Source organism: Tyzzerella sp. An114 (assembly GCF_002161055.1).
Classification (GTDB): domain Bacteria; phylum Bacillota; class Clostridia; order Lachnospirales; family Anaerotignaceae; genus Fimicola; species Fimicola cottocaccae.
Genome location: NZ_NFLT01000012.1, coordinates 18089 through 44528 on the forward strand (window position 1 = coordinate 18089; position 26440 = coordinate 44528).

Consider the following 26440-nt stretch of genomic DNA (forward strand, 5'->3'; position numbering starts at 1 on the left):
TATATACACTAGTAAAAACGCTTAATGATTAATATAGAAAGGAAGGAGTTTATTAACTATGGAAGTTATAAAAAGAGAACTAACTCCGGAAGAACGCGAACGTTTTTGGGGTGTAGAACAAAAGCCTGTTCGACAAATTTCACTCTGGGGAAAAGATAGTGAAAATAATCCTTGTAGAATTATTTTATATGGTGAACATCAAGCTGAATTAAAAAAAGTTAGAAAATCTTATTATTATGATGTTTTTGAAGGTTATGTTCTTGATAAAAATGTTAAATACACCCACTATGCTATATTCTATGGTGTTAATGGACATTTACCTTCTACTGTGAAAACATATTATCATGTTGACACAAATACACTTTATACTCAAAAAGGATATAAAGAGGCACAGACCTATTGGGATTGGAACAGTAATAATTACACATACACAAAGAAACTGAGATTTGATAGTAAATATAAAATTGAAGAATTTTATGAAATAGATGTAGATGTTTCATTTAATTATTATGAAAATCATAATTATAAAGACTATGTTTTATATTTAAAATCAAACAACATAAAATTTAAAGGTTGTGAAATCATTGAGCCTAGTGAAATATTTGGATTTGATGAAAACAGTATGTATTACAATTATGTTTTAGATATGTTTTCAAAAGAAAAATTATATGGCAGAAAGAAAGCTTTAAGTGATTTTATTAAAACTAATCCTTCTGTTGAGGAATATGAAAAAATACTTAAAGTGGCTAGTGTTGAGTTAGCTTGCGGTATATTCCAAGAACTTACAATCTCTCAAAATCCTATTTTGTTAAATAAGGCAAAAGAAATAAATAAAAGTAAAGATTTATGGTCAACAAGTAATGCTGTACATAAAGGATTAAAACGCTGCTTAAAAATATATATAAATGCTTTCAGTGAAAAAACAATACAGAAACAGAAAGATGCTATATATAAATCATTACCTGAAATGGACTTCCATATTAAAAGATTGAATTTGTATGGTAATGTTATAACAGGTGATGCTTTAGATGAGTATTTAAAAAATCATTCATATTTTAGTATTTTTAATGGTGGTTGGCTTTCATTAAAACAAAAATTCTTTGACAAAAATACATACACTGATGGCAAAAACTTTAAAAAGATTGCTTTTAAAAATACTATACAAACAGCAAAAGCCTATGATATGGTTGATGCTATTGGAAAAATTGCCTACTGTCTTGATGCTCCAAGAACAACTTATTATTTAAAGGGTATTGGAGAGGGTAAAGCTTATGATTATTTTGTTCGTTATATAAGAAGAACTATTGACGAGTATAAAAGAACAGAGGAGACAAAATTTATAGCAGCGGCAAAAGAAATGCTTGTAAGCTATACACCTAAAGATGGTATGGAATATTTTGACTTTGAAAATTATTTTAATAGAAATTATTTCTTTAATCGTTATTTTGCAAATAAAATAAAACTTGGAATAAGAGATAAAGAAGATGTTTGGGATAGACATATTGATGATGTAGTATATATTGCAAGAAATGCAAAAACAGATGCAGTAGGCAAATTCTGTTATATTACAATAAAGAAGGCTTATGACAATCATAAATTTGATGATTATGATTTAAAAGACCTCATATATTTAACTCAGATACCTTACACTGAAACAGCTAAATTATTTGAAAATCTTGTATTACCTAAGTTAAAAGCTCTTGAAAACTTTGATGGAGAAATTATGCTTCTTTTAATGGACACTGTTTTAGTTAATTTACAGCGTGCTGCTGAAGACTATTTTGTTAGAACAGACGGAAAATTCTTACCTGAAAATATTGCAAGTATGTTCAAATTAAATAGCTTTGAAAAATGGTTGATGATAATTAAAAAGAATATACACGACTTTACAGCAACTGAGTATATCGCTTTTATAAAGAGCTTTTTAAATCAGAATGAGTATTTTGTAAAAGACGGATTGAAATTTTCAGATAATGTTAAAGAATTCTTGAAAAATTCAATATCTAAATTGAATGATGCTACAAAAGAAGAAAAACAAGATTTATTACAGTATATTGTGTCAATGTTTATTGAGAATACAGAATTAACTGACTTTATGGCTGATTTAATAGAGGATATGTTATTTGTTTTACCTTATTATGAACTTAAGGAATTATTACAGAATGTTGAGTTTAAAAATATTGCTATGAAAGAGAAAACTCGCAATACTGTTGCATTGTTGAAATCTATAAAAAACGAAAAACTTCCTAAAGATACTGTTATAGTATCTATACTTGATATAGGTTCTCCTATGATTGTAAAAGTATTGACAGAGGTTATAGAAAAATTAAAATACAAGATTACAAATAAATCAACAATTCTTATTCTCTTTGAATGTAATGTATATGCTTTAAATAAAACTGCTGAGACAGTTTTTGAGAATATGGATACTGAAAATAGAGATAAGATACATATGATTTTAATTGACTCTCCTGTTGAGAAAGTACATAAATATGCTTTAGAAAAATTAGATGAGTGGTATGGAAATAAAACACCTAAAGAGTTTATTTATCGTATGTTAGAGCACCCTTGTATAGCTGTAAAATCATTCCTTTCAGAGAAAATGGATAATGCTTTCTCAAATTTGAAAGATGTACAGCCAGATTTATATATTTATTATGTAAAAACACTTTTATATCTTCCTAATAGGGTATCAAAAAGTAAAGATTATGTTTACAATACAATACCTACATTTATAAAATATTACCCTGAAAGAAGAAAAGAAATTGAAGATATATTAATTGATATTGGAAGTACAAATGTTAAATTTAATTCTGAAAAAGCACTTGTTACATTTGCAAGAATTCAGAAGGAGGTATGCAATCTATGAATGTAAATTATAAATACGCAAGTCCTTCTCAATGTAAACAAGCCGACAATGGAACGACTTTAGGTTTTAGTACAGACTTATCCCGTGATGAGAAAGTTTCTTTTTTAGGAAAATTAAAACATCCTTTAGTTTTTCGTGATGCTATGCTTATGCTTAGAGATATTGTTATATCTGACATGAGCCAAAAAACAAAAGAAAGACCTGAATATTTTGTTTGGCTTGAAGAAGAAATTGAAAGACGTATAAAAGAGCATAAAGAGTATGCACCTAATATAAGAAAGAAAATTAAAGAAGAAATAAATGCTTTCAGTGCTGAAGCTGATAAATATAATTCTGAAATAAGAAAATTAAACGATATTAAAAGAGAATTACAAAATAAAATTGATGAATATGACGCTTGGAAAGATTACTATAAAATAGAGAGAAAGTTTTGGGATTTTTTGAGAGAAAGAGATTATGATTTGTGGTTTGTATTAGACCCTGTTATAACAGTTCATAAAGATCAAGTTTCTTTCGAGGCATTTTCTGTTGATGAGTCAACTTATGGCTGTTTATCTGTTGATATGAAAGAGTTTGATTTATTGCAGGAGCCAAATCTTGGAACAACAAATATAGATTTCTCTGTTAAACTTGAAAAAGAGATGAAACGTTTCCGCAGCTATACAGATGTAACACTGTCTGTAAATCCTGAAGGTTTCACAGTAGATAGTGATGTTGTACCAGAGTATATTGAAAAGAAAATTGATTTACCTGAGACATGGATAAAAGGCTTTAATCAGGTTTCTTCAGCGGCAGCCCTTGATGGAATTGAAATTAAACTTGAAGTTTCTGATATGTATGATATATGTGCATTTTTGAGAAAACATAAAGAGAAAAAGAGCCCTCGTTATATGAAATGGATACTTGAACCAGGAGAGAGAATACAGATTGTATTTGAGCCTTTTGGAACAGTTCTTACATTAAATTCTATATATAATGGTAACCAGAGACGAGAAGAAAAAATCTGGGGCAGAAGACGTTGGCTTGTTGTTGAAAAATTGCTACCTCTCTCAAAGGCTTTCTATATTCGTTTATTGGGATTTGGTATGCCACAGTTCATACGTGCAGATATGGGCACAATTCAGATGACAGTTGGATTTACTTCTTGGTCATCTAATGACTGGGTAAAAGGTACAGCCTTTAATATTATGGCTGGATTTACAGGAAACGGAAACTATAAAGATGTTTATAAACTTCTTAAACAAAATCGTAGTATGACTATGGAAGAAATATTCAACAGTTTCCCAGATGTTAAGAAAGATGTAGTAAAAGCAGGAATTGGTATGTTATTCAGACATGGAGAGGGATATTTTGATATTATAACAAATCAAGTTCGTTTCCGTCGTCTTTGCAGTGAGCCTTTACCTAAAGAGCTTTATGAAATCTCTTATATAGAGAAAGAAGTTGAAAAACTTAATAAACAGACATTTAATAATATGACAGTTAAGTATACACCATCAAAAGAATTTATATTCTCTACAAAGTATAAAGGTTCTTATTGGTGGGAAAGTGATACAAATACAGAAATTATTGTTGACCAAGATGCACAGATTGTAAAAGTAAAATGTAATTGTAGCAAATTTAGAAGTGGTGATAGAAATATTTCTGACCCTTGTGCACATATTCTTGCACTTTATATTGCTTCTTTTAAATTATTGAAATTAAAAAATTTAGAGTATAACAAGGAATATAAAATCAATGATATTATGGAGATGTTGCTATGATGGACACAAGGACTGAATATAGAGAACAAGTAAATAAAATGGGCAAGAAGGAGTTTACATTCCAAAAAATGCAAGAATACGGTTTTTGGCCTAGCCATTTGCCAACTCCTTATGAACGCCAACAGAACGAAACAGAAGAAGATTTTGAAAATAGAAAAAAACTTCTTGATGAATTTAATAAACTTTCAGAACAAATATCAGAAGTATATAAAGAAAAACGTGAAATAGATATAAAACTTTCATCTCTCAAAAAAGAGTATCAAGATACATGGGACTACGAAAAAATCCGTGCTGTTGTTTGTCAGGAGATTATGAAAGAGTCTATTGCAAGAAGAGCAGAGAGAAAAGCTGAAAGAGAAAGACAGAAACAGTTAAAATCCGAGGCTTGGAATAAAAAGAAAGCTGAAAATATTATATTTATAGGTAGAGGATATTCTGGTCTTTTATCACAGAAAGAAACTAATATTGAGAAGCTCGAAAAAAATAATCTCCCTATAATAGAAAATGATAAAGATTTAGCCACTCTTTTACAAGTAGAGTATAAAACATTACGTTATTTGACATATCATAGAGATGTTGTAACATTTGACAACTATTATAGATTTGATATTCCTAAAAAAAGTGGGGGAAAACGTCATATAGCTGCTCCTAAAACAGAGCTTAAAAAAGCTCAAAGACAGATATTAGAAGAGATTTTGGAGAAAATAGAAGTTTCTGAATTTGCTCATGGATTTATTAAATCAAAATCTGTTGTAACAGGAGCTAAATTTCATAAGTCAGGACCAGATTTATTAATTAATATGGACTTGGAAAACTTTTTCCCTACAATAACATTTGAGAGAGTAAGAGGACTTTTTCAGTCATTAGGTTATTCTGGATACATTTCATCATTACTTGCAATGATTTGTACATACTGTGAAAGAATTCCTGTTGAAATAAAAGGTGAAACAAAATATATAAAAACATCAGAAAGAATACTTCCACAGGGTTCTCCTGCAAGTCCTATGATTACAAATATTATATGTAACAAAATGGATAAACGTATAAATGGACTTTGTAAAAAATTAGGGTTTACTTATACACGTTATGCTGATGATATGAGTTTTAGCTATATAGGTGATACAGAAAATTTAGCTGTTGGAAGTTTCTTAAACAGTATTAAAAAGATTATAGAAGATGAAGGTTTTAATATAAAAAAAGAAAAAACACATATTTTAAGGAAAAATAATAGACAATATATTACAGGTATTGTAATTAACAATGAAGAAATAGGTGTTCCAAGAAAATGGGTTGATATTTTAAGAGCTTCTATTCATAATGCGGAGAAATTAAAAAACTCAGGAGAAAGTATACCTAAAGAAACAAAAATGGAAATTAAGGGAAGAATTGCTTGGTTAAAGAGTGTCAATGAAGAAAGGTACAAAAAGATAATAGATAAAGGTTTAAAATTATTAGAAAACTAAAATAATATATTTTTATAATAAAAAGGCAGATAATTCTGCCTTTTTATTTATTATTTATACAATGTTTTGTAAATAGCTTTGTAAAGCTGTCCAAATCTTTACAGTTTTTTATTTCATCTATAAATTTACTGTCTGAGACAGCATCAACAAATGAAAGTGTAAACATATTTGAATATTCTCTATGCTTTTTACTGTTTGCATACATACAAACTATTTTAACTTTATGATTATCCCACAATATAGGATTTTTTAAAAAAGCTATTGCCATACCATTTTTTAATGCTGTATTTTTTATAGAATGAGGAAGGGCAACACCTGTTTCGATTTCAGTTGACACAATTTTTTCTCTTTCTATAACATAATTTTTAAAATTTTTATCTACATATCCATTTTTATTAAGAACATTACACATATAGTCAATAACTTCATATTTATCTGTCAAGTTAAGATTATACATAAATATGTTTTTATCAAAAAATATTGAGCACATTTTTTTAAATTTATATTGTTCAAAAATGTTTATTTCATAATTTATAATATTTTTTATTTTTTCACGTTCAACACTATCAAAACGTTTATTTATAATATGTATTTTATTGTTATCAATGTTTAATCTGTTAGATGTTGTTATTATTATGTCATATTCCAAAAGAGCATCAATAATCATATTTATATTTGTTGTTCCATCAATTATTATTCTGTTTTTATCAGTTAAATTTTCAATTTGATGGTGTATAAGATTAAGATTTCCTATACCTTCTGGAACATATAAAAGAATTTTTAATCTGTCAATATTTCTTTGTTTATCATATACATTGTGTATTGCTGTTGCTAAATATATTCCTATATATGATATTTCATTGAAATCAAATTTTATTTTATATTTTTCATATATCATATCAGCAATCATAACAGCTAAGTCAATAACATAAGTATATTCTTTTGTAAGTTTCTCGGCCAAAGGATTGTATAATTTTATACCTAATTCAATACGTTTTATAGCAATCTTAAGATGAAATATAAAATCAATAGATAAATTATCATCTTCTATAAACTCTATACCTTTTTCATTTTTAAGTCTGTTTAAAATGTCCACACAGAAATAATAAAAATCATCTTTTAAAATATTAGCACTTCTTATTTCTTCCTCTATAAGCTCCATTTTGCCTTTTATATAAAGTATATAAGCTATAAAATTAGTATCATGTTTTGAAATAGTTATACCAAATCTGTCTATAAGCATACTACTTAATTTTACAGACATATCCATATATTTACCTTGTATTTTGTCAATATATTTTTCAACAAGATTTTTATATTTTTTACCATAACTTTCACCATATATATAGTTTGATTCTATTATAAGGGCTATATCAAGCATAAATCTTGAAAGTGAAAGATATCTTGATTCATATTTAAAGTCGTTTAAAATATCTATTATAAAGCCCTTTAAATAGTCTAAATTTATATTAGTAAAAAATTTTTGAAATTCAGATGAGTCAAAGGCATCATTTGTATATTTAACAACATCATAAATAAGATTGTTTGATACAGAACAATAACCTTTTAAGGTTATATTGTCATCAAACCGTTTTATAGAAACATTTTCTAAAGAAAGAGTGTTAAATATTTTTTTAAGTCTTTGAATATCTGTCTCAATACTTCTTTCAGAAATCATAAGCTCTTCTGATAAATCGAAAATATCAACAGGCTCTGGACTCAATAAAAGTTTTTTTAATATGTATATAATGCGATTTCCTGAATCTGTAATATCAAGGTCATAAAAAAGATTATTATGTATATCAATTTCAGAATTATATCTATATCCCTTTGTTCTTATTGCTTCAATAATATCATCTCCGTACACATCCTTTATTGCAGCAATATCATTTCTTATAGTTCTATCTGTAACACCGAGAATTTTTGCTAATTCGTTTCCTTTTACAAAAGTACCTTTTCCTTTTAGATACCTTATTATTTTAACTTGTCTGCTAAGCAGATACATATTATTTTCACCCCGTACAACATAAAAATGTCCATTAATTCATTATATTATAGTTTAATTCAAAAATCTAAGCAAACAAATTATTTCCTAAATGTAAAAGGAAAAAGTTTGCTGGATATTTCCTAATGATTTTTATAGAATGTAGTTACAAACAAAGAAACAAACAAAAAACAAGGGGGAGTAAAAATGTCAAATGTAAAAAAAGTTGATGAGGAAACAATAGTTACAATTATCGCATCAGCAGGTGAAGCTAATGGAATGCTTCAGCAGGCGTATATGGAAGCTGTTGAAGGTAATTATGAAGCTGTTGAGGAACTTTTAAAGAAAGCGGATGAAGTACTTGTAAAAGTTCATGAAGTACAGACAGACCTTATACAGTGTGAAGCTGGTGGGGACAGAGTTGAAATGGGGCTTCTTATGGTACATGCTCAGGATCATCTTATGAATGCAATGCTTTCAAAACAGCTTATAACAAATATGATTGAAATGCAGAAAACAATTAACCAGTTAAAGAAGTAATTTAAAAACATGTTTTTTTAAAATAGGTAGGAATTTATTATGATTAAAGTAGCAGTTTTTTGTGCAGCAGGTATGTCAACAAGTTTATTAGTTAAAAAGATTAAAGATGCAGCAGCTAAAAAAGGTGTTGAACTTGATATAGCTGCTTATTCTGAAACAGATATGGTAAAACACACTGATGTAAACTGTGTTCTTCTTGGACCACAGATACAGTTTTTAACAGCAAAAGCAAAACAGATTTTCGACCCTCATAATATACCTGTTCAAGTTATAAATTCTGTTGATTATGGAATGATGAACGGTGAAAAAGTTTTAGACACAATCATCAAACTTACAAATAAATAATTTAAGTAATTAAAAAAAATGGGGGTATAATTACTATGTTACAGGAAACAATGCAAAAGATGATTCCTTTTGTAGTAAAATTTTCAAATTTTAAAGTTGTAAAAGCCTTAAAGAGTGGTTTCATAAGAACTGTTCCATTTACTCTTATAGGTTCTGTATTCCTTCTTATTGCGAATCTTCCGATATCAGGATACAACGAATTTATGGCAGGGATTTTTGGAGCAAACTGGGCTGCACCTCTCAATCAGGTAGTAGGTGGTACATTTAATATTCTTGCAATTTATGCAGCTTTTGCTCTTGCATATGAATTTTGTGTTGAAGATGGACTTGATGGTGTACCTGCTGGACTTTTCGGAGTTGCCGGACTTTTTATAATGACAGGTTCATCAATAGAAGTTAATGGAGAAATTATTGGTGGCGCTATACCTAGTGTTTGGCTTGGTGGTCAGGGACTTATAGCAGCTGTTATATCAAGTCTTCTTGCTGGAGCTATATATTCTTGGTTTATCAAAAGAGATATAAGAATTAAACTTCCAGAAAGTGTTCCACCAGCTGTTGCTAACTCTTTCTCAGCTTTAATTCCAGGTGCTGTAATACTTACTGTTTTTATGGTATTACATATTGTTATAAACAAACTTACAGGACTTTCAGTAACAGAAGCAATTTATAACTGGCTTCAGATACCATTACAGAATTTAACTGATACATTACCTGGTATTATAATTGTTTCAATACTTATTTCTGTATTCTGGTGGTGTGGAATTCATGGAGATGCTATTATATTAAATATTTTAGCACCTATTTTACAGTCAAATATGCTTGCAAATCAGCAAGTTGTTGAAGCAGGAAAAAACTTGTTGTAGGTGAAAATGCAAGAATTATAACAGACCAATTTACATTATTCCTTAAAATGGGTGGTGCAGGTTTAACAATAGGTCTTGTAATAAGTATGTTTATATTTGCAAAGTCAAAACAGATGAAACAGCTTGGTAAACTTGCTATTGGACCAGCTTTCTTTAATATAAATGAACCTATTATATTTGGTACACCAATTATATTTAACCCTATTATGCTTATTCCTTTTATAATAGTACCAACTCTTTCGGTTATAATTGGATATTTTGCAATATCAACAGGTATTGTTCCACCATTCACAGGAGTTACAGTTCCTTGGACAATGCCACCTGTTTTAAGTGGTCTTATAACAGGAGGTTGGAGACTTGCTCTTTTACAACTTGCTATTGTTGTTATGAGTGTTGTAATTTATGCACCTTTCTTTAAAATGCAAGATAAACTTATATGTGAACAGGAAAAAGAAGCAGAACTTAATGAAGATTGATTTTAATAATATGAGAGGTATGATATTATGAAAAGTATTTTATCTGAGAATTTTCTTTGGGGTGGAGCTGTTGCCTCAAATCAGCTTGAAGGAGCTTATATAGAAGACGGAAAAGGTCTTTCAGCAGTAGATATTCTTCCTGTTGGAGAATATAGAACACAGTATTTTTGTAATCCTCCAAGTCTTGAGTTTAATGATGAATTTTTCTATCCTTCACATGTAGCCATATATTTTTATCACAGATACAAAGAGGACATTGCACTTTTAGCAGAAATGGGATTTAAATGTTTTAGACTTTCAATAGCTTGGTCAAGAATATTCCCAAATGGTGATGATGCAACACCTAATGAAGCTGGACTTAAATTCTATGATGATGTTTTTGATGAGTGCAAGAAGTATGGAATAGAGCCTCTTGTGACAATCCAGCATTTTGATGTGCCTTTAGAACTTTGCAAAAAATATGGTGGTTGGAGAGACAGAAAACTTATAAAATTCTATGAAAATTATTGCAAAACAATATTTAATAGATATAAAGACAAAGTTAAATATTGGCTTACATTTAACGAGATAAACATAATACTCCATGCTCCTTTTGTTGGTGGTGGACTTACAATAAAAGAGGATGAAAATGACCTTGAGATAAAATATCAGGCAGCACACAATCAGCTTGTAGCAAGTTCTCTTGCTGTAAAGGCTTGTCATGAAATTATACCTGATGCAAAAATCGGCTGTATGTTAGCAGCAGGAACAACATATCCTTATAGTTGTAATCCAGCTGATGTTATGGCAGCTCTTGAAAAAGACAGAGAATCTTATTTCTTCTCTGATGTTCAAGCTAGAGGTTATTATCCTTCTTATGCAAAGAAATTTTTTGAGGAAAACAATATAAAACTTGAAATGGGCGAAGATGACATTGAAATACTTAAAAAATATACTGTTGACTTTGTAAGTTTCAGTTATTATTCATCAAGATGTACAACAACTGATGAAAAAATGCTTCAAAATCTTTCACAGACAAATATTTTCCATAGCATAGAAAATCCATATCTTGAGAAATCTGAATGGGGTTGGGCTATTGACCCAATAGGTCTTAGAGTAACATTAAATCAGATTTATGACCGCTATCAGAAACCATTATTTATAGTTGAAAATGGACTTGGTGCAAATGATACTCTTGAAAATGGAGAAATTAACGATGATTATCGTATAAAATATCTTCGTGACCATATAGAACAGATGATTAAAGCTGTAAATGATGGTGTAGAACTTATGGGTTATACAACATGGGGACCTATCGATCTTGTAAGTGCTGGAAGTGGAGAAATGAAAAAACGTTATGGTTTTATATATGTTGATAGAGATAACTATGGAAATGGTACTCTTGAAAGATACAGAAAAAAATCTTTTTATTGGTACAAAAAAGTGATAGAAAGTAACGGTACAGAATTATAATAAACAAAAGACCTTTAGATTTTTAAGTCTAAAGGTCTTTTGAAAATGGAGGATTTTTTATGAAAGATAAATGTCTTTGTATAGATGTAGACGGTTCATCAATAAAATATACTCTTATTGATAGTGAACTTAATTTATATGATAAGGGAAGTGTTAAAACACCTCTTGATAATATAGATAATTATATTAATTGTCTTTGTGAAATATATAATAAATTTAAAGATAATGCTTATGGTATAGCAATGTCTGTTCCTGGAGTTATAGATAGTGAAAATGGTATATGTATTACAGGAGGACATCTTAAATATATAGATAAATTTAATATTGTAAAAACTTTAAGTGAAAAATGTGGTGTTAGTGTGTCTATAATGAATGATGCAAAATGTGCTGCATTAGCAGAGGCAAAATGGGGTTCATTGTCAGACTGTAATGATGGTGTAGTTATGGTTTTCGGAACAGGAATAGGCGGAGCTATTATAAAAGATAAAAAAATCCATATGGGAAAACATTTTGCTGCTGGAGAGTTTAGTTCAATTGTACTTAATAATGAATTTGATGAATATGAAAATCAATGGTTTAATATAAATGGAAATCCTAAATTATTAAAACTTGTAGCTAAGGCAAAAGGTCTTGATGAAAACAGTATAAATGGATATGATGTTTTCAAAATGGCTGAAGAATGCGATGAAATAGTTTTAAAAGTTTTAGATAAATTCACACGTTCAATAGCTAATATGATTATGAATCTTCAAGTTATATATGACCCTGACAAATTTGCCATAGGTGGAGGAATAAGCCAACAACCTATTTTTTTAGAATATATAAATAAAAATATTGAATTTTATATATCAATATCAGATTTCATAATACCTGAAATTAAAGTTGTACCTTGTAAATTTTATAATGATGCAAATCTTATAGGTGCTATGCTAATTATTTAAACACTGTAAAATAAAAATTTTATAATATCTATTGTTTATAAAAACCTTCTTATTTTTTATGTTATCATAATAAATATATCATGTATAAAAAATACTTATTTTGAATATTTATGTATAAATGTTATAATACATAAAAAACAAAATTATACCTAAAAATGGTAATATGTAATTATTTTTAGGTGTAATAGAAAGAGGGGAAAAATGAAGACATTACAAAAAATCAGTAAGTTTTTATCTGGCTATACATCTATGGTGGTGATTGTTATTGCAGCAATTACATTTGTTTTTCCACAGATAATGAGCTGGGTTAATTTAACATTATTTGTAGACCCAGTAGCAAATAAGTTTACTTGGCAATCAATTATAATTGGTATTATAATGTTTAGTATGGGATTGACACTTACAAAAGAGGATTTTTATATTCTTGGACAAAGACCTTTTGACATTGTTATTGGAGCAGCTGCACAATATCTTATAATGCCTTTTTTAGCATTTGCAATAACAAAAATTTTGAATTTACCTTCAGCCATAGGATTAGGACTTATACTTGTAGGATGTTGTCCTGGGGGTGTTTCTTCAAATATCATGTCTTATCTTTGTGGAGGAGATGTAGCTTTTTCTGTTGGTATGACAACAGTTTCAACACTGCTTTCACCTATTGCCACACCTTTAATGGTTTCTTTATTGGCTAGCGGGACAGAAATTGAAATAAGTGCTATTCCTATGTTTATTTCAATTGTTGAGACAGTAATTATTCCTGTTGCAGCAGGATTTATTTTAAACTATATATTTGGTAAAAATAAAGTTTTTCAGGATATACAAAAAATTATGCCAGGAGTTGCTGTAATAGGTCTTGCCTGTGTTGTAGGTGGTGTTATTGCTTCTCAGGGTTCAAATTTCTTTAAATCAGGCATTGTTATTTTTATAGCAGTTCTTTTACATAATGGACTTGGATATGCTTTAGGATATTTTGCTGGATTTATAACAGGTATGAATTATTCAAAGAGAAAAACTATTGCTATTGAAGTTGGTATGCAGAATGCAGGTCTTGCAACAAATCTTGCTACAACAACAGCACAGTTTGCCAGTGCACCACAAGCAGCTGTAATATGTGCTGTTTCTTGTGTATGGCATTCAATTTCTGGAACATTATTGGCAGGTTTTTTCTCTTGGAAAGATAAAATATAAATAAATTTAAACTCCTATATTTAATATAGGAGTTTTTTATTTGTTTTGTTTTTAATATAGGTTATAATTAATTATAAATAATTTTTAAATTATTATATTAATCTAAAATATTAAACCAATTTGGAAGTGGAGGATAACATTATGAAAAAATGTTTAATAATGCCTGATTCTTTTAAGGGAACTCTTAGTGCAGTTCAAATATGTGAAATTATGAAAAAACAAATAAATAAACATTTTCCAGATTGTAATGTTATAGCAATACCTGTTGCTGATGGTGGAGAAGGAACTGTTGATAGTTTTCTTTATGCTTCAAATGCAAAAAAGATAGAGATTATAACTTCAGGTCCTTATGGAGAATGTATAAAAACATATTATGCAAAAATAGAAGATACTGCTATTATAGAAATGGCATCAGCTGCCGGTTTGCCAATGGTGGAGAATAACAAAAATCCAATAAAAACAACAACATATGGAGTTGGAACTATAATAAAAGAAGTTGTGAAAAATGGTTGTAAAAATATTATAGTAGGTTTAGGTGGAAGCTGTACAAATGATGGTGGTGTTGGTATGGCTAGAGCTTTAGGTACAATTTTTTATGATGAAAGAGGTCAAGAGATAGTACCATACAGTAATGAATTTTATAAAATAGCGTATATTGATAACAGTGCTACGGAAAAATTTTTGAAAGATTGCAAAATAACAGCTATGTGTGATATAGATAATCCTCTTTGTGGAAAAAAAGGTGCTTCATATATATTCGGGCCTCAAAAAGGTGCAAATAGTGAAATGGTTTTTGAACTTGATAAAAATTTAAAACATCTTTCAAATATAATTTTAAAAAGTTTAAGAAAAGATGTATGTAACATGCCTGGAGCTGGGGCAGCAGGAGGAATGGGAGCTGGAATTGTAGCTTTTCTTAATGGAAATCTTAAATCTGGGATAGACACTGTACTTGATTTTATAGAATTTGAAAAACTTAGTAAAAATGCTGATATAATATTTACAGGAGAAGGAAAAATTGACAGTCAAAGCCTTAGAGGAAAGGTTGTAATAGGAATTGCTCAAAGGGCTAAAAAACAGAATATACCAGTAATAGCTGTTGTAGGAACAATAGGAGAGGGTGCTGATGGAGCTTATGATATGGGTGTTTCATCTATATTTAGTATAAATAGACAGGCTGTTGATTTTGAAAAATCAAAATATTGTAGTGCAGAAAACTTAGAAAAAACAATGGACTCTATTTTAAGATTTTATAAAATTATAAAATAATTTATTAAAAATAAAAAAGACTGTTTGATTAAAATAGTCTTTTTTATTTTACTATTTAATATTATTTAAGAGAAAATTTTTAATTTTTAAAATGTTTTCATTATATTCATAATCCGATAATTCAATAGGTTTTATACTGTCTTTAAAGGCCATTCCCCATTCAGGTCCATTTATATATTTAGGTGTCAAATGCATATGAAGATGAGAAACTATATCACCATATATAGCATAATTAATTTTATCTGGATTATAAATATTATATATTGCCTCTGCTGCATCAGATATATCACTCATAAAGTTTTGTTTCTCTAATTCTGTAAGCTGAAAAATCTCTGTTTTATGTTGGTTAAATACAAGTATACATTTTCCTTTATGTTTTTGGTCTTTAAATAAATAGAGGGTAGATGTTCTTAAATCACATATTTTTAACATTAAGCTGTCTAATTTTTCTTTATCATTACAATAATAACAATTCATAAAATCACCTTATTATATTATAAATATCCAAACATTCTTGGTAATGTCTCTGAAATAGCAGGAATGTATGTAACTAATAAAAGTACTATTATAATTGCTGCAAAATATGGCAGTAATGATTTTATAACACCTTCAATTGTTGTATTGGCTATTTTACAACCTGTAAACAATATTGTTCCAACAGGTGGAGTAATAGCTCCTATACAGAGATTGAAACAAATCATAATACCAAAGTGTATTGGAGTCATTCCAAAACCTGTACATATTGGCATGAAAATAGGTGTAAATATTAATATAGCAGGAGTAGGGTCCATAAATGTTCCTACAAATAAAAGTACTATATTTATTATTAATAATGTTATTATTGAATTATCTGTTATTGAGAGCATAGCATTTGCAACTATACCAGGAATATTTGTAAATGCCATTACCCAAGACATTATTGATGATACACCTACTAAGAGAACTATTATAGCTGTTGTTTTTGCTGACTCAAAAACTATTTCAGGTATATCTTTTACTTTTATACTCTTATATATAAATGATAGTATTAATGAATAAGCAACAGCAACACCAGAAGCCTCAGTAGCTGTAAATATACCTGATAATATACCACCAATTATAATAATAACTAACAATAAACTTGGTATAGCTTCAAGAAAATATTTCAAAGTTGTTAAAAGTGGAATTTTTGTATTGTTGATATATCCACGTCTTTTAGCACTTACACCAGCAACTATCATAACACTTATGCCCCATAATATACCAGGAATATATCCCGCCATAAATATAGCTGCTACTGAAACAGATGTTGCAACTGTTGTAAATACAATAAGTGCATTACTTGGAGGAATAAGCATTCCTGTTGGTGCTGATGCAATATTTACAGCTGCACTATATTGAACATCATAACCTCTTTCTTTTTCGACAGGACCTAAAGTTCCACCCATAGCCGCTGCTGCAGCATTGCCACTACCACTTATAGCTCCAAAAAACATATTAGCAACAATATTACTTTGAGCTAAAGAACCAGGCATTTTTCCACATAAAGCTTCAGCAAAATTAATCATTCGTATGGCAATACCACCGTTATTCATTATATTACCTGCTAATACAAAGAATGGTATTGCAAGTAATGGAAATGAATTTAATCCTGTAAATATTTTTTGTGCACCAATTGTAGCTGCTGATTTAAAAGGTAATATCATTAATATAGCCATTGTTGATGAAGCACCTATTGCAACACCAATAGGTGCACCTAATAATAGTAATATAATTACAGCTATAACCATAACTAATGCAGCACTGACTGCCATTTCCATACGTACGCCCCCTTATTTATATATTTTTTTGATTTTTTAATTCTTTGATAAGCATGTATTGATTATATATGCAATAAAATAACATACATACACCAGAGATAGGAACTACGGCATATATTATGCCTACAGGTATTTTTAATGATGGGTCTATCTGCATCATCTGACTTACTGACATATTATATCCACCAATAATAAATGCAACTATTGCTAAAAATTCAATAAATATTTCACATATAAATTCAATTATTATTTGAACTTTTTTGCTAAATTTATCTCTTATGAAAGACATATTCATATGTTCTCTCTGACCAAAAACATATGCACTACATAATAATACAAACCATATAAAACCATATGTTATAGCTGACTCACTCCAAGAACTTGGTGAATGAAGAGCATATCTTGTAAAAACCTGATATATAACTAATATTGTGGCTAATGAAAATATAATAATTGTTAACCATTTCAATATAATGTCAATTATATTTTTTATTGTATCCATTTCAATACTCCTTTCTTATTGCTATGAAGTATTATTGTTGTGCCTTAAGACTTTCACCTATTGCATTAACTTCTTCATAAATAGCTTTTGTTATATCGCTCTTATTTGCAATTGACTCTTGAAATTCAATGAAATTTTCTTTGAAAGCATCAATATCAACATCATCAATAAATGTTACATCTAAACCTTCAGCACTAGCAATCATTTCATCTGTCATTCTTACCCAAGAATCAAATTCTACATCTACACACTCATCCATAACTTCGTAGAATATAGCTTGGTCCTCCTCGGATAATTTAGCAACGGAATCAGGGCTTGTGATAACAAAATCTGTACTAAAACAATGAGCTGTTCTTGAAAAATATGGTGCAACCTCATAATATTTTTTACCTATATAGTCAATTTCATTTGTTTCAGCACCATCAACAACTCCCTGGCTTATAGCGGAATACTGTTCAGAAGCTGACATAGGAACACCTACACCGCCCATTAATTTAAGCATCTGAACCATTGTATCAGACTGCATAACTCTTATTTTCATACCGCTTAGGTCCTCAGGACTTCTTACAGGTTTACTTGCAAATATATTTCTTGAACCAGAGCCGAATGCAGATACAATTTCAAAGCCATAATCTTTTACTGTCTCAAATAAGTCATCAAGTATATCACTTGTATAAATCTGTCTTTGGTGTTCAACACTATTAAAGAAATATGGCATACTTAATATAGAAAAATCACTATTATAGCTTTCTATAATAGAGGCATTAACTACTGCCAAATCAATAGCACCAGCTTGAACCATTTCCATACTTGATTTTTGGTCTCCAAGAGTACCATTTGGATAAATTTCCATTTTTACTCGACCTTCAGTTCTATTTTCAATTTCTTCAGCAGCCCAAGCCAATCCTTCATAATGTGGGTATTCTTCATTAGCATTGTAAGACACTCTTAATGTTACAGTGTCTCCATCTTCATTTGCTCCACAGCCTACAAAGGTAAATGCAAGAATAGAGGACATAGCTAAAGCAGCAACTCTCATTAACTTCTTCATAAAAACATACCTCCATATATGACTTATAATTAAAAATTTAGATTATCTTCTATATTCCAAAAAGCACCGTCAAAGACTGATGAGTCACTGCAATATGTATTTCCGTTCTCCATTGAATTAATTATATCTATATCTTCTTTTGAGAGTTCAAAGTCAAATACATTAAAGTTAGATTTTATTCTGTGAGGTTTTGATGATTTAGGTATTACACAATTTCCTCTCTGTAAATTCCAGCGCAATATTACTTGCCCAACATCTTTTCCATATTTTTTACCAATTTCGATTAATTTCTCATCAGATAATATATTACCTTTAGCAAAAGGTACAGAAGCACTCATTACAATGCCTTTTTCTTTACAATAAGCATAATCTTCTCTTTTTTGTAACCATGGTGATATTTCTATTTCATTTAGTGAAGGAATTATACCGAATTTTTCAATTAAATCTTCCAGATGTTCTTTTTTGAAATTTGATACACCTATTGATTTGAAATATCCTTTATCTCTATATTTTAATAAACATTCCCAAGCTTTATATCTTGCATCTTTATCTAATCCTGGCCAATGTAATAAATAAGCATCTATGTAATCAATATTTAAAGACTTTAAGCTATATTCAATGGCTCTTTCAGGATTTTGAAAACTTGTAGGCCAAATTTTGCTTACAACAAAAACATCTTCTCTTTTTACAACTGAATTTCTTATTGAACTTCTTATTCCTTTTCCAACATAAGTTTCATTTTCATAAAAGTTAGCTGTATCAATATGTCTATAACCAACAGAGAGGGCTGTCTCAACAGCCATAGCTGTATCTTCTGATTTAAAACATCCAAGTCCTAACATAGGTATTTCAAAACCATCATTCATTTTTAACTTCATAAATCATTCCTCCAAAATGTTATATTTATTGTTATGTTATTTTGCTGAGGTGTCATACTGAATATATACAACATGAGTTTGTAAGAATTCTTCTAATCCATATTTTCCATCGTCTCCACCAATTCCTGATTTTTTAAATCCAGAATGGAAAGCTTGCATAGCTTCAAAATGTTCTCTATTTACATAAGTTTCGCCGAATTTAAGTTCATTAGCAGCTCTCATTATGTAATTAATATTTTTTGTAAATATAGCAGAAGTAAGACCGAATTCACAATCGTTTGCATATTCTAAAACTTGGTCAAAATCTTTAAATGTTACAATAGGCATAACAGGTCCAAATATCTCATTATGAATTATTTTCATATCTTGTTTACAATTTATAAGAACAGTAGGTTCATAGAAAAATCCTTTTTCTCTGTTTCCAAAAGTTCCACCTAAAGCTATTTCAGCACCTTCAGCAACTGCTTCTTTTACCATTGTGTCTACATCTGTCTGCTGTTGTTTGCTTACAAGAGGCCCCATTGTTATATTTGTGTCTGTTAATGGGTCTCCATAAGTTACTTTTTTCATCTCCTCAATTACTTTTGCTGTAAATTCATCAGCAATACTTTCCTGTACATATATTCTTTCGGCACTGCTACAAGCCTGACCTGTATTTGTAACTCTTGATGTAGTTATAAGTTTTGCTGCTTCATCTAAATCAGCATCTTCCATAACTATAACAGGAGCCTTTCCTCCAAGTTCAAGAGATACTTTTGTAATATTATCTGCTGCTGCTTTCATAATTGCTGTTCCGGCTGGAACACTTCCTGTCATTGTTATAAATCCTACTTTTGGATTAGATGACATTGCATTTCCAACTACTGAGCCACTTCCTGTAACAAGATTAAATACACCCTTTGGTAATTTAGCTTCATCAACAAGTTTGGCAAACTCAAAAGCATTATTAGGTGTTTCGCTGCTTGGTTTTATTACTATTGTGTTTCCTGTCAATAAAGCAGGACCAACTTTTCTTACAATAGAAAATACAGGAAAATTCCAAGGTAAAATTCCTGCAACAACACCTATTGGTTGTTTATATATAAGAATGTTTTCATTAGGTCTGTCACTTTGCAATATTTCTCCTTCATATCTTCTTGCAAATTCTGCCATAAAATCTAAATAGTCTGCTGAAAGATTAACTTCTGTTATTGAAAGGTCCATTGTTTTTCCCTGTTCTTCAGCCATAACAGTGGCTAATGTATCAATATTTTCTCTCATAAGAGAAGCAATTTTATGAAGATATTTTCCTCTTTCTATTGCAGGAAGTTTTGCCCAAGATTTTTGAGCTTCATAAGCACAGTCAATAGCCTTATCAACATCTTCCTTTGTAGCAAAAGGAACTTTTGATATAATAGTCTCTCTTGCAGGATTTATAATATCCAACATTTTTCTGTTTCCGTTTTCAATAAATTCACCATTAATGTACATTTCGTATTGTTTCAAAATAAGCACCTCCATAATTAATAAATGTATTTGAATTAATACAATTATAAACATTGGTAAAAGAAGGCGTCAATTTGTGTGCACATCAGATAAAATACTATTATTTTATACAAATTTAAAATCATTTTTGTTTTTTTGATACTAATTTTGTTTTATAATTGAAACAAATTTGATTTGTTATATATTTATAATAAATTGGTTTGAAATATATTTTTTAGAAGCATTTTTAATCTATATAGTATGGATTTTAACATTATTTGTGAAATTTACCACAAAAATAATTTAATAAATTAAACTTAGTTTAACATTATATTTAAACTTATAAAAATCAAAAAACTAACAAAATTAATAAAATTATGATAAAATACTATCTATAAATGGCAAAAAAATAATAAATATATATTAAAACTATTCAATAAAAAAAACAACTAATTCTATAAAATTACAATAATTTTACAGTAAGGAGGAATTATTATGGCGGAATATGAATTTAGTAACGAGCTTAAAGAAAAAATGCTTAAGGAAAAGGAAACAAATCCTTTTGCTGTATTAAGTAAGCTTATATATGATGGATTGTATAATGAAATAATAACAGGTAAATTATTATTAGATGATAAAATAATAGAATCTCAGATAGCCAAAAATTTAAATGTTTCAAGAACACCTGTAAAAATGGCTTTAAATAAATTAGTTGAAGATGGAATTCTGGAAAAGGGGAAGGGAAAAGAGCTTAGAGTTAAAAAAATAAGATATGAAGAATGTTTGTGGTTATATGAAGCCAGATTATCAATAGAATCCAAAGCGGCCTATTTAGCAGCAAAAAGAATTAAAAAAAATGAGCTTTCTACATTACACCACATAATTCAAGACTTTAAAGATATTGATAAAAGTTATGATTATGAAAAATATATTATATGTGACAAATTATTCCATGAAACTATTGTAAATGCATCAAGAAATAAATATATTATAGATATGTATAAAACATTAGAATTTGCATTACAAAGTTATAGATACCAAACAATGCAATTGGTATATGAAGATTTATTTGAAAAAAATGGACTTGAGAGAGGTTCAGACTATCATAATTCAATATATAGAGCATTATATAATCGTATGCCTTTAGTTGCACAAGATGAAATGATAGCAGATATAAGTAGAATGTATGGTACAATGCATATGATTAAATTTTTATAATTATAAATAGAAATAGGTCTTTTATGATTTTGACATAAAAGACCTATTTATGTTTTTTATAGAGAGATTTTGGATTTTATAAATAATTATCTATTTACTTTTGAAACCATTTCGTTGAGAGCATTTACATATATATTTACATCTTGACCAATTGTAGCACTATCAAAACCTTGAGCAAATCTTTCAGAAGCCAATTCAGGTGTAGCACAGTAGATTACAACAAATTTTCCTGCGTCTTTTACAGCTTTTAAAATTCTTTCTAATGCAGCTTTAAATTCCGGTTTATCAAATTGAGTAGGAATACCCATAGCAACTGATAAATCATAAGGTCCTACAAATATACCATCAACACCATCAACTTTGGCTATTTCCTCGATTTCTTCAAGACAACCTAAGGTTTCACACTGAGGTATAAGGAGTGTATTTTTATTACAGTAATCAAAATAATCGTTTATATCTCCCATAGCATGGTCAGCATACCCAAAGTTTGCACCTCTTGAGAATGCAACACCTCTACTACCAACAGGGAAATACTTTCCGTATTCTACTATTTTTTTAATTTCTTCCAATGATTGAACTTGAGGTATAACAAGGCCATCTGCACCTATATCTAACATTTTTAATATAGAAGGTCTTGATGAGTCTTTAACTCTTACAAGAGTGGATGTTCCATGTAACTGTATACCTCTCATTATATCCATTGTACTTTCAACATCAAAAGGGCCATGTTCTGTGTCGATTAAAACATAGTCTAAATTTGACATAGATATAGCTTCTCCAACTAGTGCATTTCCCATTTCAAAAAAAGTTCCTATTGTTTTAATACCTGCGTCTGTTTTTTCCTTAAAGAAATTTTTCATATAAGTCCTCTCCTTTAAAGTCCTAATGCTTTTGAATTTACAATATTTTTAGGATTTTCACCATTTAATACTTTTATAGCTGTTGTTGCAAGAATTTCCATCATCTGCTCCTCAGCTTCCACTGAGTTGTAGGCAGCATGAGGAGAAATTATAATATTTCCAATATCATAAAGAGGGTGGTTTTTGATTGTTATAGGTTCACTTTCAATAACATCTAAAGCAGCAGCTTTGACCTTTCTACTTTTAACTGCTTCTAATATATCTTTTTCACATATAATAGGGCCTCTTGATGTGTTTACAATCATAACACCATCTTTCATTTTTGATATACTATCTTTATTAATAAGATGATATGTACTATCAAGTAAAGGAGTATGTATTGATATCACATCTGCTGTTTTATATAACTCATCTAAATCAACTTTTTTAACATTCATACTATCAAAAATATCATCTTTTAAATATGGGTCATATGCAATAATATTAAATCCAAACCCTTTTGCAAATTCTGCTGTTCTTCTTGCTATATTTCCAAAACCTATAAGACCTAATGTCTGAGATGAAAGTCTGTGAGGTTTATATCCAGCATTAGCAAGCCATTCTCCATTTTTTACATTCTCATGATACATTATAAGTTTTCTTTCTATGGCAAGTATCATTGCAATAGTATGTGTTGCAACTTCGTCTAAACAATGTGTAGGGCTGTTACACACTTTAATTCCTCTTTCAGTTGCAGCATCAACATCAATGACATCATAACCTATACCATAGCGGAGTATAACTTTACAGTTTTTGAGATTATCCATAATTCTTGGAGTTATTTTTTTATAAATAACAAGTAAAGCATCTGCATCACTACATTTTTCGATAATCTCATCTTCTGTTTGGCAATCATATAATATAAATTCAATTCCATTTTCCTCAAAAATTCGTTTCTGAATATCATAGTTTAATCCATCTGCCGAATTTTTATCTACCAAAATCGCTTTCATAAATTCAACTCCTTATATTTAGTTTTTGTATGGTTATATTGTAATATGATGTTTTTTAAATATCAAAATTAGTACTTTTTAAAAAATACTGTTAAATTTTGTCTCTTATTAAATTCAAAATTAATAAATTTTTATTTATATGCATAAAAAAAAGTACAGTTTTATTTTATAAAATAAATAATAATAAAATTTAAAAAATTCTAATAGTAGAAAATATTAAACATTTGTATCAAATAAAAAATATAAGGTTTAACTATTATTGACTAATTATGTTATAAAAAGTACATAAATTTTATATATTAAAATTTTATAAATATTATTCCCTTTCCATATATTTAAGGAAAAATACAATTTGACCTAAATGTCTTTTAAGAGTTAAATTATAATTGCAATAATTAATAAAAAGAATGCATTCGTAATTTAGAAATTGTAAATATTATATTAAGTAATGAAAGTAGGTATAATATGGATAATGAGAAAATAACTATTAAAAACAGTTTTAATCTTGGAAAAGGCTGGTATCTTATGATTTTTGCTATACTAGCTATGATGGTTACAAATGCAGGTGTAAATGATGGGTTAAATATTGCACTACCTGAAATTTCTAAAGGGGCAGGACTTGATTATGAACTGTGTTTAAGTATGGGAACACTAGCAGGTTTTGTTGGTGTTGCTATGATGTTTGTTATTGCTAAAATTAGAGATAAATTTGGTGGACGAAAAGTTAGTGCGGTATTATTTATTATTTTCGGTTTAACATTTTATTTTCTTTTTTTACGTGCAACAAATATATTTATGTATGGTCTTTCACAATGTATAATGGTAAGTTGTGGACAAGGTTGCTTTTATCTTTGTACAGGACCTATGCAATCTGATTGGTTTCCTAAAAAAAGAGGTGTTGTAAATGGTATAAGTACAATAGGTGCAAATATAGGAACAGCTATACTTGCTCCGTTTATGACAATGCTTCTTTCTTTTGCTGAATACAAAATAAGTCTTGCATTTTTCTCTATTGCAGCTATTATTCTTGCTATTTTTGAATATATAACATTAAGAGATAACCCATTAGATGCAGGAATGTATCCTGATAATGTTACAAAAGAGATATATGAAAAAGAATATAAAGATTTAGAAAAACATAATAATTATGTAAGTGACTGGACTGTTCCTAAAATGCTAAAATGTAAAGAAGTTTGGTTAACTGCTTTAGTTCCTGGGTTTATAACATTAGGTCTTTTAGGTATTATAACACAGTTTGTTCAGAGAAATACTGCTCTTGGTATTTCTGAAAATATGGCAGTATCGGCTATGGTTGTTGCAGGACTTGTTGGTATTGTTGGAAGTTATGCTATTGGATATATTGACACTAAAATAGGTACAAAAAAAGCTTGTATGATATATTGTGGAATTTTTGCATTAGGAATAGCTTTTAATTTACTTGCAGAAATATGGCTTCCATTTATATATGTTTCAATATTGATAGTCGGTTTCTCTCTTGGAGGAAGTACAAATATGTCACTTTCATTTCCAGCATCAATATTTGGTGTTCTTGATTATCCAAAAGTAAATGGTGTAATATTTCCAATAAATTATTGTATAGGGTGTTTAAATTTTGCTGTTAATGCTATTGTAATGAAAATAACAGGAGGACTTACAGGAGCATATGTAGTATATTTATGTTTGTTCATAATAAATATTTTTATTGTTTCAAAAGTTGAAGAAGGAAAATGGGATAAGCTTAAACATCCTGAACTTATGAATAAATAATGAAAAACTGATAGACTTTAGTCTATCAGTTTTTTTAATTAAAACTTTGGAGTGTGTTTTATAAAGAAATTTGTTAATCCTTTTTTTGTTCGCTCAAATGAAAGGTCATCAATGCTGAAATTATTGAAATAAATATCACTTAAAAGTCTAAATAATAAAGGAAAATCATTTTCTGTAAATGTTGCCATTATAACTGTATGTATTTTATATGAATTCCAACGTAAGCGATGCTTAAGTGTAGCTACTGAAAGTTTTGTTTTTGTACTTGGTTGTAATGAATATGTAAGAACAAATCCAGGTTGAAATACAAAGGATAATACAGCTTCCCTTCTTAAAATATCATTTAAATATTTGTATGAAACTATTCCGTCGTTTATAAAGTCATAGGCTAATAGTTCTAAGACATCAATATAATCATCCATTTCAATTTTTTCATGCCAATAGGCATTTTCAAAAAGTTCATAAAGGAATGGAGCGGAGCCATGAAATAATCTATTAATTTGCATTCTTTTTATGTATGTATCAATTTCAGCTTGATTTTCAATATCAAGGAAAGGAGAAACAATTATTGTATGACAACGAGGTTCATTTGTAATCTTTTTGTTGGCTGTACATATAATAAGGTCTGTATTTGAAAAGTCATAATTATCCTTACAGTATAACGGCAAGAGGGCTGTTATATTTATAGTGTTACTGTACATATTTAATATTTTATGTTTTAAATTCCAACTAGCTGGAAGATTTAAATGACACATA

23 protein-coding genes are annotated in these 26440 nt (G+C 29.0%); 13 read left to right on the top strand and 10 right to left on the bottom strand.

All coding sequences use genetic code 11. The annotated features are described in order from the left end of the window. The first annotated feature begins 58 nt into the window (after window positions 1-58). The 3 genes from B5E58_RS10160 to B5E58_RS10170 are packed head-to-tail and all read left to right on the top strand — an operon-like array spanning window position 59 to window position 6095. The gene (locus B5E58_RS10160; RefSeq protein WP_088109558.1) at window positions 59-2869 is read left to right on the top strand and encodes a hypothetical protein; all 2811 of its coding nucleotides are present in this window, start codon (window positions 59-61) and stop codon (window positions 2867-2869) included. Continuing rightward, on the top strand, window positions 2866-4632 hold the full coding sequence (locus B5E58_RS10165; protein WP_088109559.1) for a hypothetical protein: 1767 nt from the start codon (window positions 2866-2868) through the stop codon (window positions 4630-4632). The genes B5E58_RS10160 and B5E58_RS10165 overlap by 4 nt, the downstream gene beginning before the upstream one ends. Then, window positions 4629-6095, top strand: coding sequence for a reverse transcriptase family protein (locus tag B5E58_RS10170; protein ID WP_242956652.1), 1467 nt, complete (start codon window positions 4629-4631; stop codon window positions 6093-6095). The genes B5E58_RS10165 and B5E58_RS10170 overlap by 4 nt, the downstream gene beginning before the upstream one ends. A gap of 43 nt (window positions 6096-6138) precedes the next feature. On the opposite strand, the gene B5E58_RS10175 is transcribed toward B5E58_RS10170, so the two are convergent. Continuing rightward, window positions 6139-8100, bottom strand: a complete 1962-nt coding sequence (locus B5E58_RS10175) for a BglG family transcription antiterminator (RefSeq protein WP_088109560.1) — start codon at window positions 8098-8100, stop codon at window positions 6139-6141. Window positions 8101-8286: 186 nt separating this feature from the next. Here B5E58_RS10175 and B5E58_RS10180 point away from each other — a divergent pair, with 186 nt between their 5' ends. From B5E58_RS10180 to B5E58_RS10210, 8 genes are all read left to right on the top strand, one after another. Beyond that, on the top strand, window positions 8287-8619 hold the full coding sequence (locus tag B5E58_RS10180) for a PTS lactose/cellobiose transporter subunit IIA (protein WP_088109561.1): 333 nt from the start codon (window positions 8287-8289) through the stop codon (window positions 8617-8619). A gap of 39 nt (window positions 8620-8658) precedes the next feature. After that, window positions 8659-8964, top strand: a complete 306-nt coding sequence (locus B5E58_RS10185) for a PTS sugar transporter subunit IIB (protein WP_088109562.1) — start codon at window positions 8659-8661, stop codon at window positions 8962-8964. A gap of 35 nt (window positions 8965-8999) precedes the next feature. Then, window positions 9000-9827, top strand: a complete 828-nt coding sequence (locus tag B5E58_RS13895; protein WP_275532724.1) for a PTS transporter subunit EIIC — start codon at window positions 9000-9002, stop codon at window positions 9825-9827. A gap of 14 nt (window positions 9828-9841) precedes the next feature. Continuing rightward, window positions 9842-10303: a PTS transporter subunit EIIC gene (locus B5E58_RS13900; protein ID WP_330395643.1), complete on the top strand. Its 462-nt coding sequence runs from the start codon at window positions 9842-9844 to the stop codon at window positions 10301-10303. A gap of 27 nt (window positions 10304-10330) precedes the next feature. Continuing rightward, window positions 10331-11755 carry a 6-phospho-beta-glucosidase gene (locus tag B5E58_RS10195; protein ID WP_088109563.1) on the top strand — a complete coding sequence of 475 codons (1425 nt, stop codon included), beginning with the start codon at window positions 10331-10333 and terminating at the stop codon, window positions 11753-11755. A 59-nt stretch (window positions 11756-11814) separates the two neighbouring features. Then, window positions 11815-12696 (top strand): ROK family protein, encoded by an 882-nt coding sequence (locus B5E58_RS10200; RefSeq protein WP_088109564.1) that lies wholly within the window; start codon window positions 11815-11817, stop codon window positions 12694-12696. Window positions 12697-12897: 201 nt separating this feature from the next. Next, a complete protein-coding gene (locus B5E58_RS10205) occupies window positions 12898-13884 on the top strand; it encodes a bile acid:sodium symporter family protein (protein WP_088109565.1) in 987 nt (328 codons plus the stop codon). 141 nt (window positions 13885-14025) lie between these two features. Next, the gene (locus B5E58_RS10210; RefSeq protein ID WP_088109566.1) at window positions 14026-15153 is read left to right on the top strand and encodes a glycerate kinase family protein; all 1128 of its coding nucleotides are present in this window, start codon (window positions 14026-14028) and stop codon (window positions 15151-15153) included. A 51-nt stretch (window positions 15154-15204) separates the two neighbouring features. On the opposite strand, the gene B5E58_RS10215 is transcribed toward B5E58_RS10210, so the two are convergent. From B5E58_RS10215 to aldA, 6 genes are read right to left on the bottom strand one after another with little or no spacing between them, the layout of a single operon-like run. After that, on the bottom strand, window positions 15205-15630 hold the full coding sequence (locus B5E58_RS10215) for an HIT family protein (RefSeq protein ID WP_088109567.1): 426 nt from the start codon (window positions 15628-15630) through the stop codon (window positions 15205-15207). A gap of 17 nt (window positions 15631-15647) precedes the next feature. After that, window positions 15648-16952, bottom strand: coding sequence for a TRAP transporter large permease (locus B5E58_RS10220; protein WP_088109568.1), 1305 nt, complete (start codon window positions 16950-16952; stop codon window positions 15648-15650). Between the two features lie 16 nt (window positions 16953-16968). Then, entirely contained in the window at window positions 16969-17454 is a 486-nt protein-coding gene (locus tag B5E58_RS10225; protein WP_088109569.1) for a TRAP transporter small permease, read from the bottom strand. A gap of 31 nt (window positions 17455-17485) precedes the next feature. Continuing rightward, entirely contained in the window at window positions 17486-18505 is a 1020-nt protein-coding gene (dctP, locus tag B5E58_RS10230; RefSeq protein ID WP_088109570.1) for a TRAP transporter substrate-binding protein DctP, read from the bottom strand. Between the two features lie 29 nt (window positions 18506-18534). Next, window positions 18535-19383 (bottom strand): aldo/keto reductase family protein, encoded by an 849-nt coding sequence (locus B5E58_RS10235; RefSeq protein WP_088109571.1) that lies wholly within the window; start codon window positions 19381-19383, stop codon window positions 18535-18537. Between the two features lie 36 nt (window positions 19384-19419). Next, window positions 19420-20868 (bottom strand): aldehyde dehydrogenase, encoded by a 1449-nt coding sequence (gene aldA / locus B5E58_RS10240; RefSeq protein ID WP_088109572.1) that lies wholly within the window; start codon window positions 20866-20868, stop codon window positions 19420-19422. 474 nt (window positions 20869-21342) lie between these two features. On the opposite strand from aldA, the gene B5E58_RS10245 reads away from it, so the two are divergent. After that, window positions 21343-22065 (top strand): GntR family transcriptional regulator, encoded by a 723-nt coding sequence (locus B5E58_RS10245; protein WP_088109573.1) that lies wholly within the window; start codon window positions 21343-21345, stop codon window positions 22063-22065. Window positions 22066-22151: 86 nt separating this feature from the next. Here B5E58_RS10245 and B5E58_RS10250 read toward each other — a convergent pair whose 3' ends face one another. After that, on the bottom strand, window positions 22152-22925 hold the full coding sequence (locus B5E58_RS10250; RefSeq protein ID WP_088109574.1) for an HpcH/HpaI aldolase family protein: 774 nt from the start codon (window positions 22923-22925) through the stop codon (window positions 22152-22154). 14 nt (window positions 22926-22939) lie between these two features. Beyond that, complete coding sequence (locus tag B5E58_RS10255) at window positions 22940-23917, bottom strand: C-terminal binding protein (RefSeq protein WP_088109575.1); 978 nt, start codon at window positions 23915-23917, stop codon at window positions 22940-22942. 465 nt (window positions 23918-24382) lie between these two features. On the opposite strand from B5E58_RS10255, the gene B5E58_RS10260 reads away from it, so the two are divergent. Beyond that, window positions 24383-25684, top strand: a complete 1302-nt coding sequence (locus tag B5E58_RS10260) for an MFS transporter (protein WP_088109576.1) — start codon at window positions 24383-24385, stop codon at window positions 25682-25684. A 38-nt stretch (window positions 25685-25722) separates the two neighbouring features. On the opposite strand, the gene B5E58_RS13785 is transcribed toward B5E58_RS10260, so the two are convergent. Further along, window positions 25723-26439 carry a PTS sugar transporter subunit IIA gene (locus tag B5E58_RS13785; protein WP_242956653.1) on the bottom strand — a complete coding sequence of 239 codons (717 nt, stop codon included), beginning with the start codon at window positions 26437-26439 and terminating at the stop codon, window positions 25723-25725. Window position 26440 lies beyond the last annotated feature (1 nt).

What these genes read in the sequence shown, in the direction of transcription:
- B5E58_RS10260 (WP_088109576.1), top strand. Translation starts at nt 24,383, where the DNA reads ATGGATAATGAGAAAATAACTATTAAAAACAGTTTTAATCTTGGAAAA.
- B5E58_RS10170 (WP_242956652.1), top strand. Translation starts at nt 4,629, where the DNA reads ATGATGGACACAAGGACTGAATATAGAGAACAAGTAAATAAAATGGGC.
- B5E58_RS10245 (WP_088109573.1), top strand. Translation starts at nt 21,343, where the DNA reads ATGGCGGAATATGAATTTAGTAACGAGCTTAAAGAAAAAATGCTTAAG.
- B5E58_RS10210 (WP_088109566.1), top strand. Translation starts at nt 14,026, where the DNA reads ATGAAAAAATGTTTAATAATGCCTGATTCTTTTAAGGGAACTCTTAGT.
- B5E58_RS10220 (WP_088109568.1), bottom strand. Translation starts at nt 16,952, where the DNA reads ATGGAAATGGCAGTCAGTGCTGCATTAGTTATGGTTATAGCTGTAATT.
- B5E58_RS10205 (WP_088109565.1), top strand. Translation starts at nt 12,898, where the DNA reads ATGAAGACATTACAAAAAATCAGTAAGTTTTTATCTGGCTATACATCT.
- B5E58_RS10255 (WP_088109575.1), bottom strand. Translation starts at nt 23,917, where the DNA reads ATGAAAGCGATTTTGGTAGATAAAAATTCGGCAGATGGATTAAACTAT.
- B5E58_RS10200 (WP_088109564.1), top strand. Translation starts at nt 11,815, where the DNA reads ATGAAAGATAAATGTCTTTGTATAGATGTAGACGGTTCATCAATAAAA.
- B5E58_RS10195 (WP_088109563.1), top strand. Translation starts at nt 10,331, where the DNA reads ATGAAAAGTATTTTATCTGAGAATTTTCTTTGGGGTGGAGCTGTTGCC.
- B5E58_RS10160 (WP_088109558.1), top strand. Translation starts at nt 59, where the DNA reads ATGGAAGTTATAAAAAGAGAACTAACTCCGGAAGAACGCGAACGTTTT.
- B5E58_RS10180 (WP_088109561.1), top strand. Translation starts at nt 8,287, where the DNA reads ATGTCAAATGTAAAAAAAGTTGATGAGGAAACAATAGTTACAATTATC.
- B5E58_RS10185 (WP_088109562.1), top strand. Translation starts at nt 8,659, where the DNA reads ATGATTAAAGTAGCAGTTTTTTGTGCAGCAGGTATGTCAACAAGTTTA.
- B5E58_RS13785 (WP_242956653.1), bottom strand. Translation starts at nt 26,439, where the DNA reads ATGTGTCATTTAAATCTTCCAGCTAGTTGGAATTTAAAACATAAAATA.
- B5E58_RS10215 (WP_088109567.1), bottom strand. Translation starts at nt 15,630, where the DNA reads ATGAATTGTTATTATTGTAATGATAAAGAAAAATTAGACAGCTTAATG.
- dctP (WP_088109570.1), bottom strand. Translation starts at nt 18,505, where the DNA reads ATGAAGAAGTTAATGAGAGTTGCTGCTTTAGCTATGTCCTCTATTCTT.
- B5E58_RS13895 (WP_275532724.1), top strand. Translation starts at nt 9,000, where the DNA reads ATGTTACAGGAAACAATGCAAAAGATGATTCCTTTTGTAGTAAAATTT.
- B5E58_RS10225 (WP_088109569.1), bottom strand. Translation starts at nt 17,454, where the DNA reads ATGGATACAATAAAAAATATAATTGACATTATATTGAAATGGTTAACA.
- B5E58_RS10250 (WP_088109574.1), bottom strand. Translation starts at nt 22,925, where the DNA reads ATGAAAAATTTCTTTAAGGAAAAAACAGACGCAGGTATTAAAACAATA.
- B5E58_RS10175 (WP_088109560.1), bottom strand. Translation starts at nt 8,100, where the DNA reads ATGTATCTGCTTAGCAGACAAGTTAAAATAATAAGGTATCTAAAAGGA.
- B5E58_RS10165 (WP_088109559.1), top strand. Translation starts at nt 2,866, where the DNA reads ATGAATGTAAATTATAAATACGCAAGTCCTTCTCAATGTAAACAAGCC.
- B5E58_RS10235 (WP_088109571.1), bottom strand. Translation starts at nt 19,383, where the DNA reads ATGAAGTTAAAAATGAATGATGGTTTTGAAATACCTATGTTAGGACTT.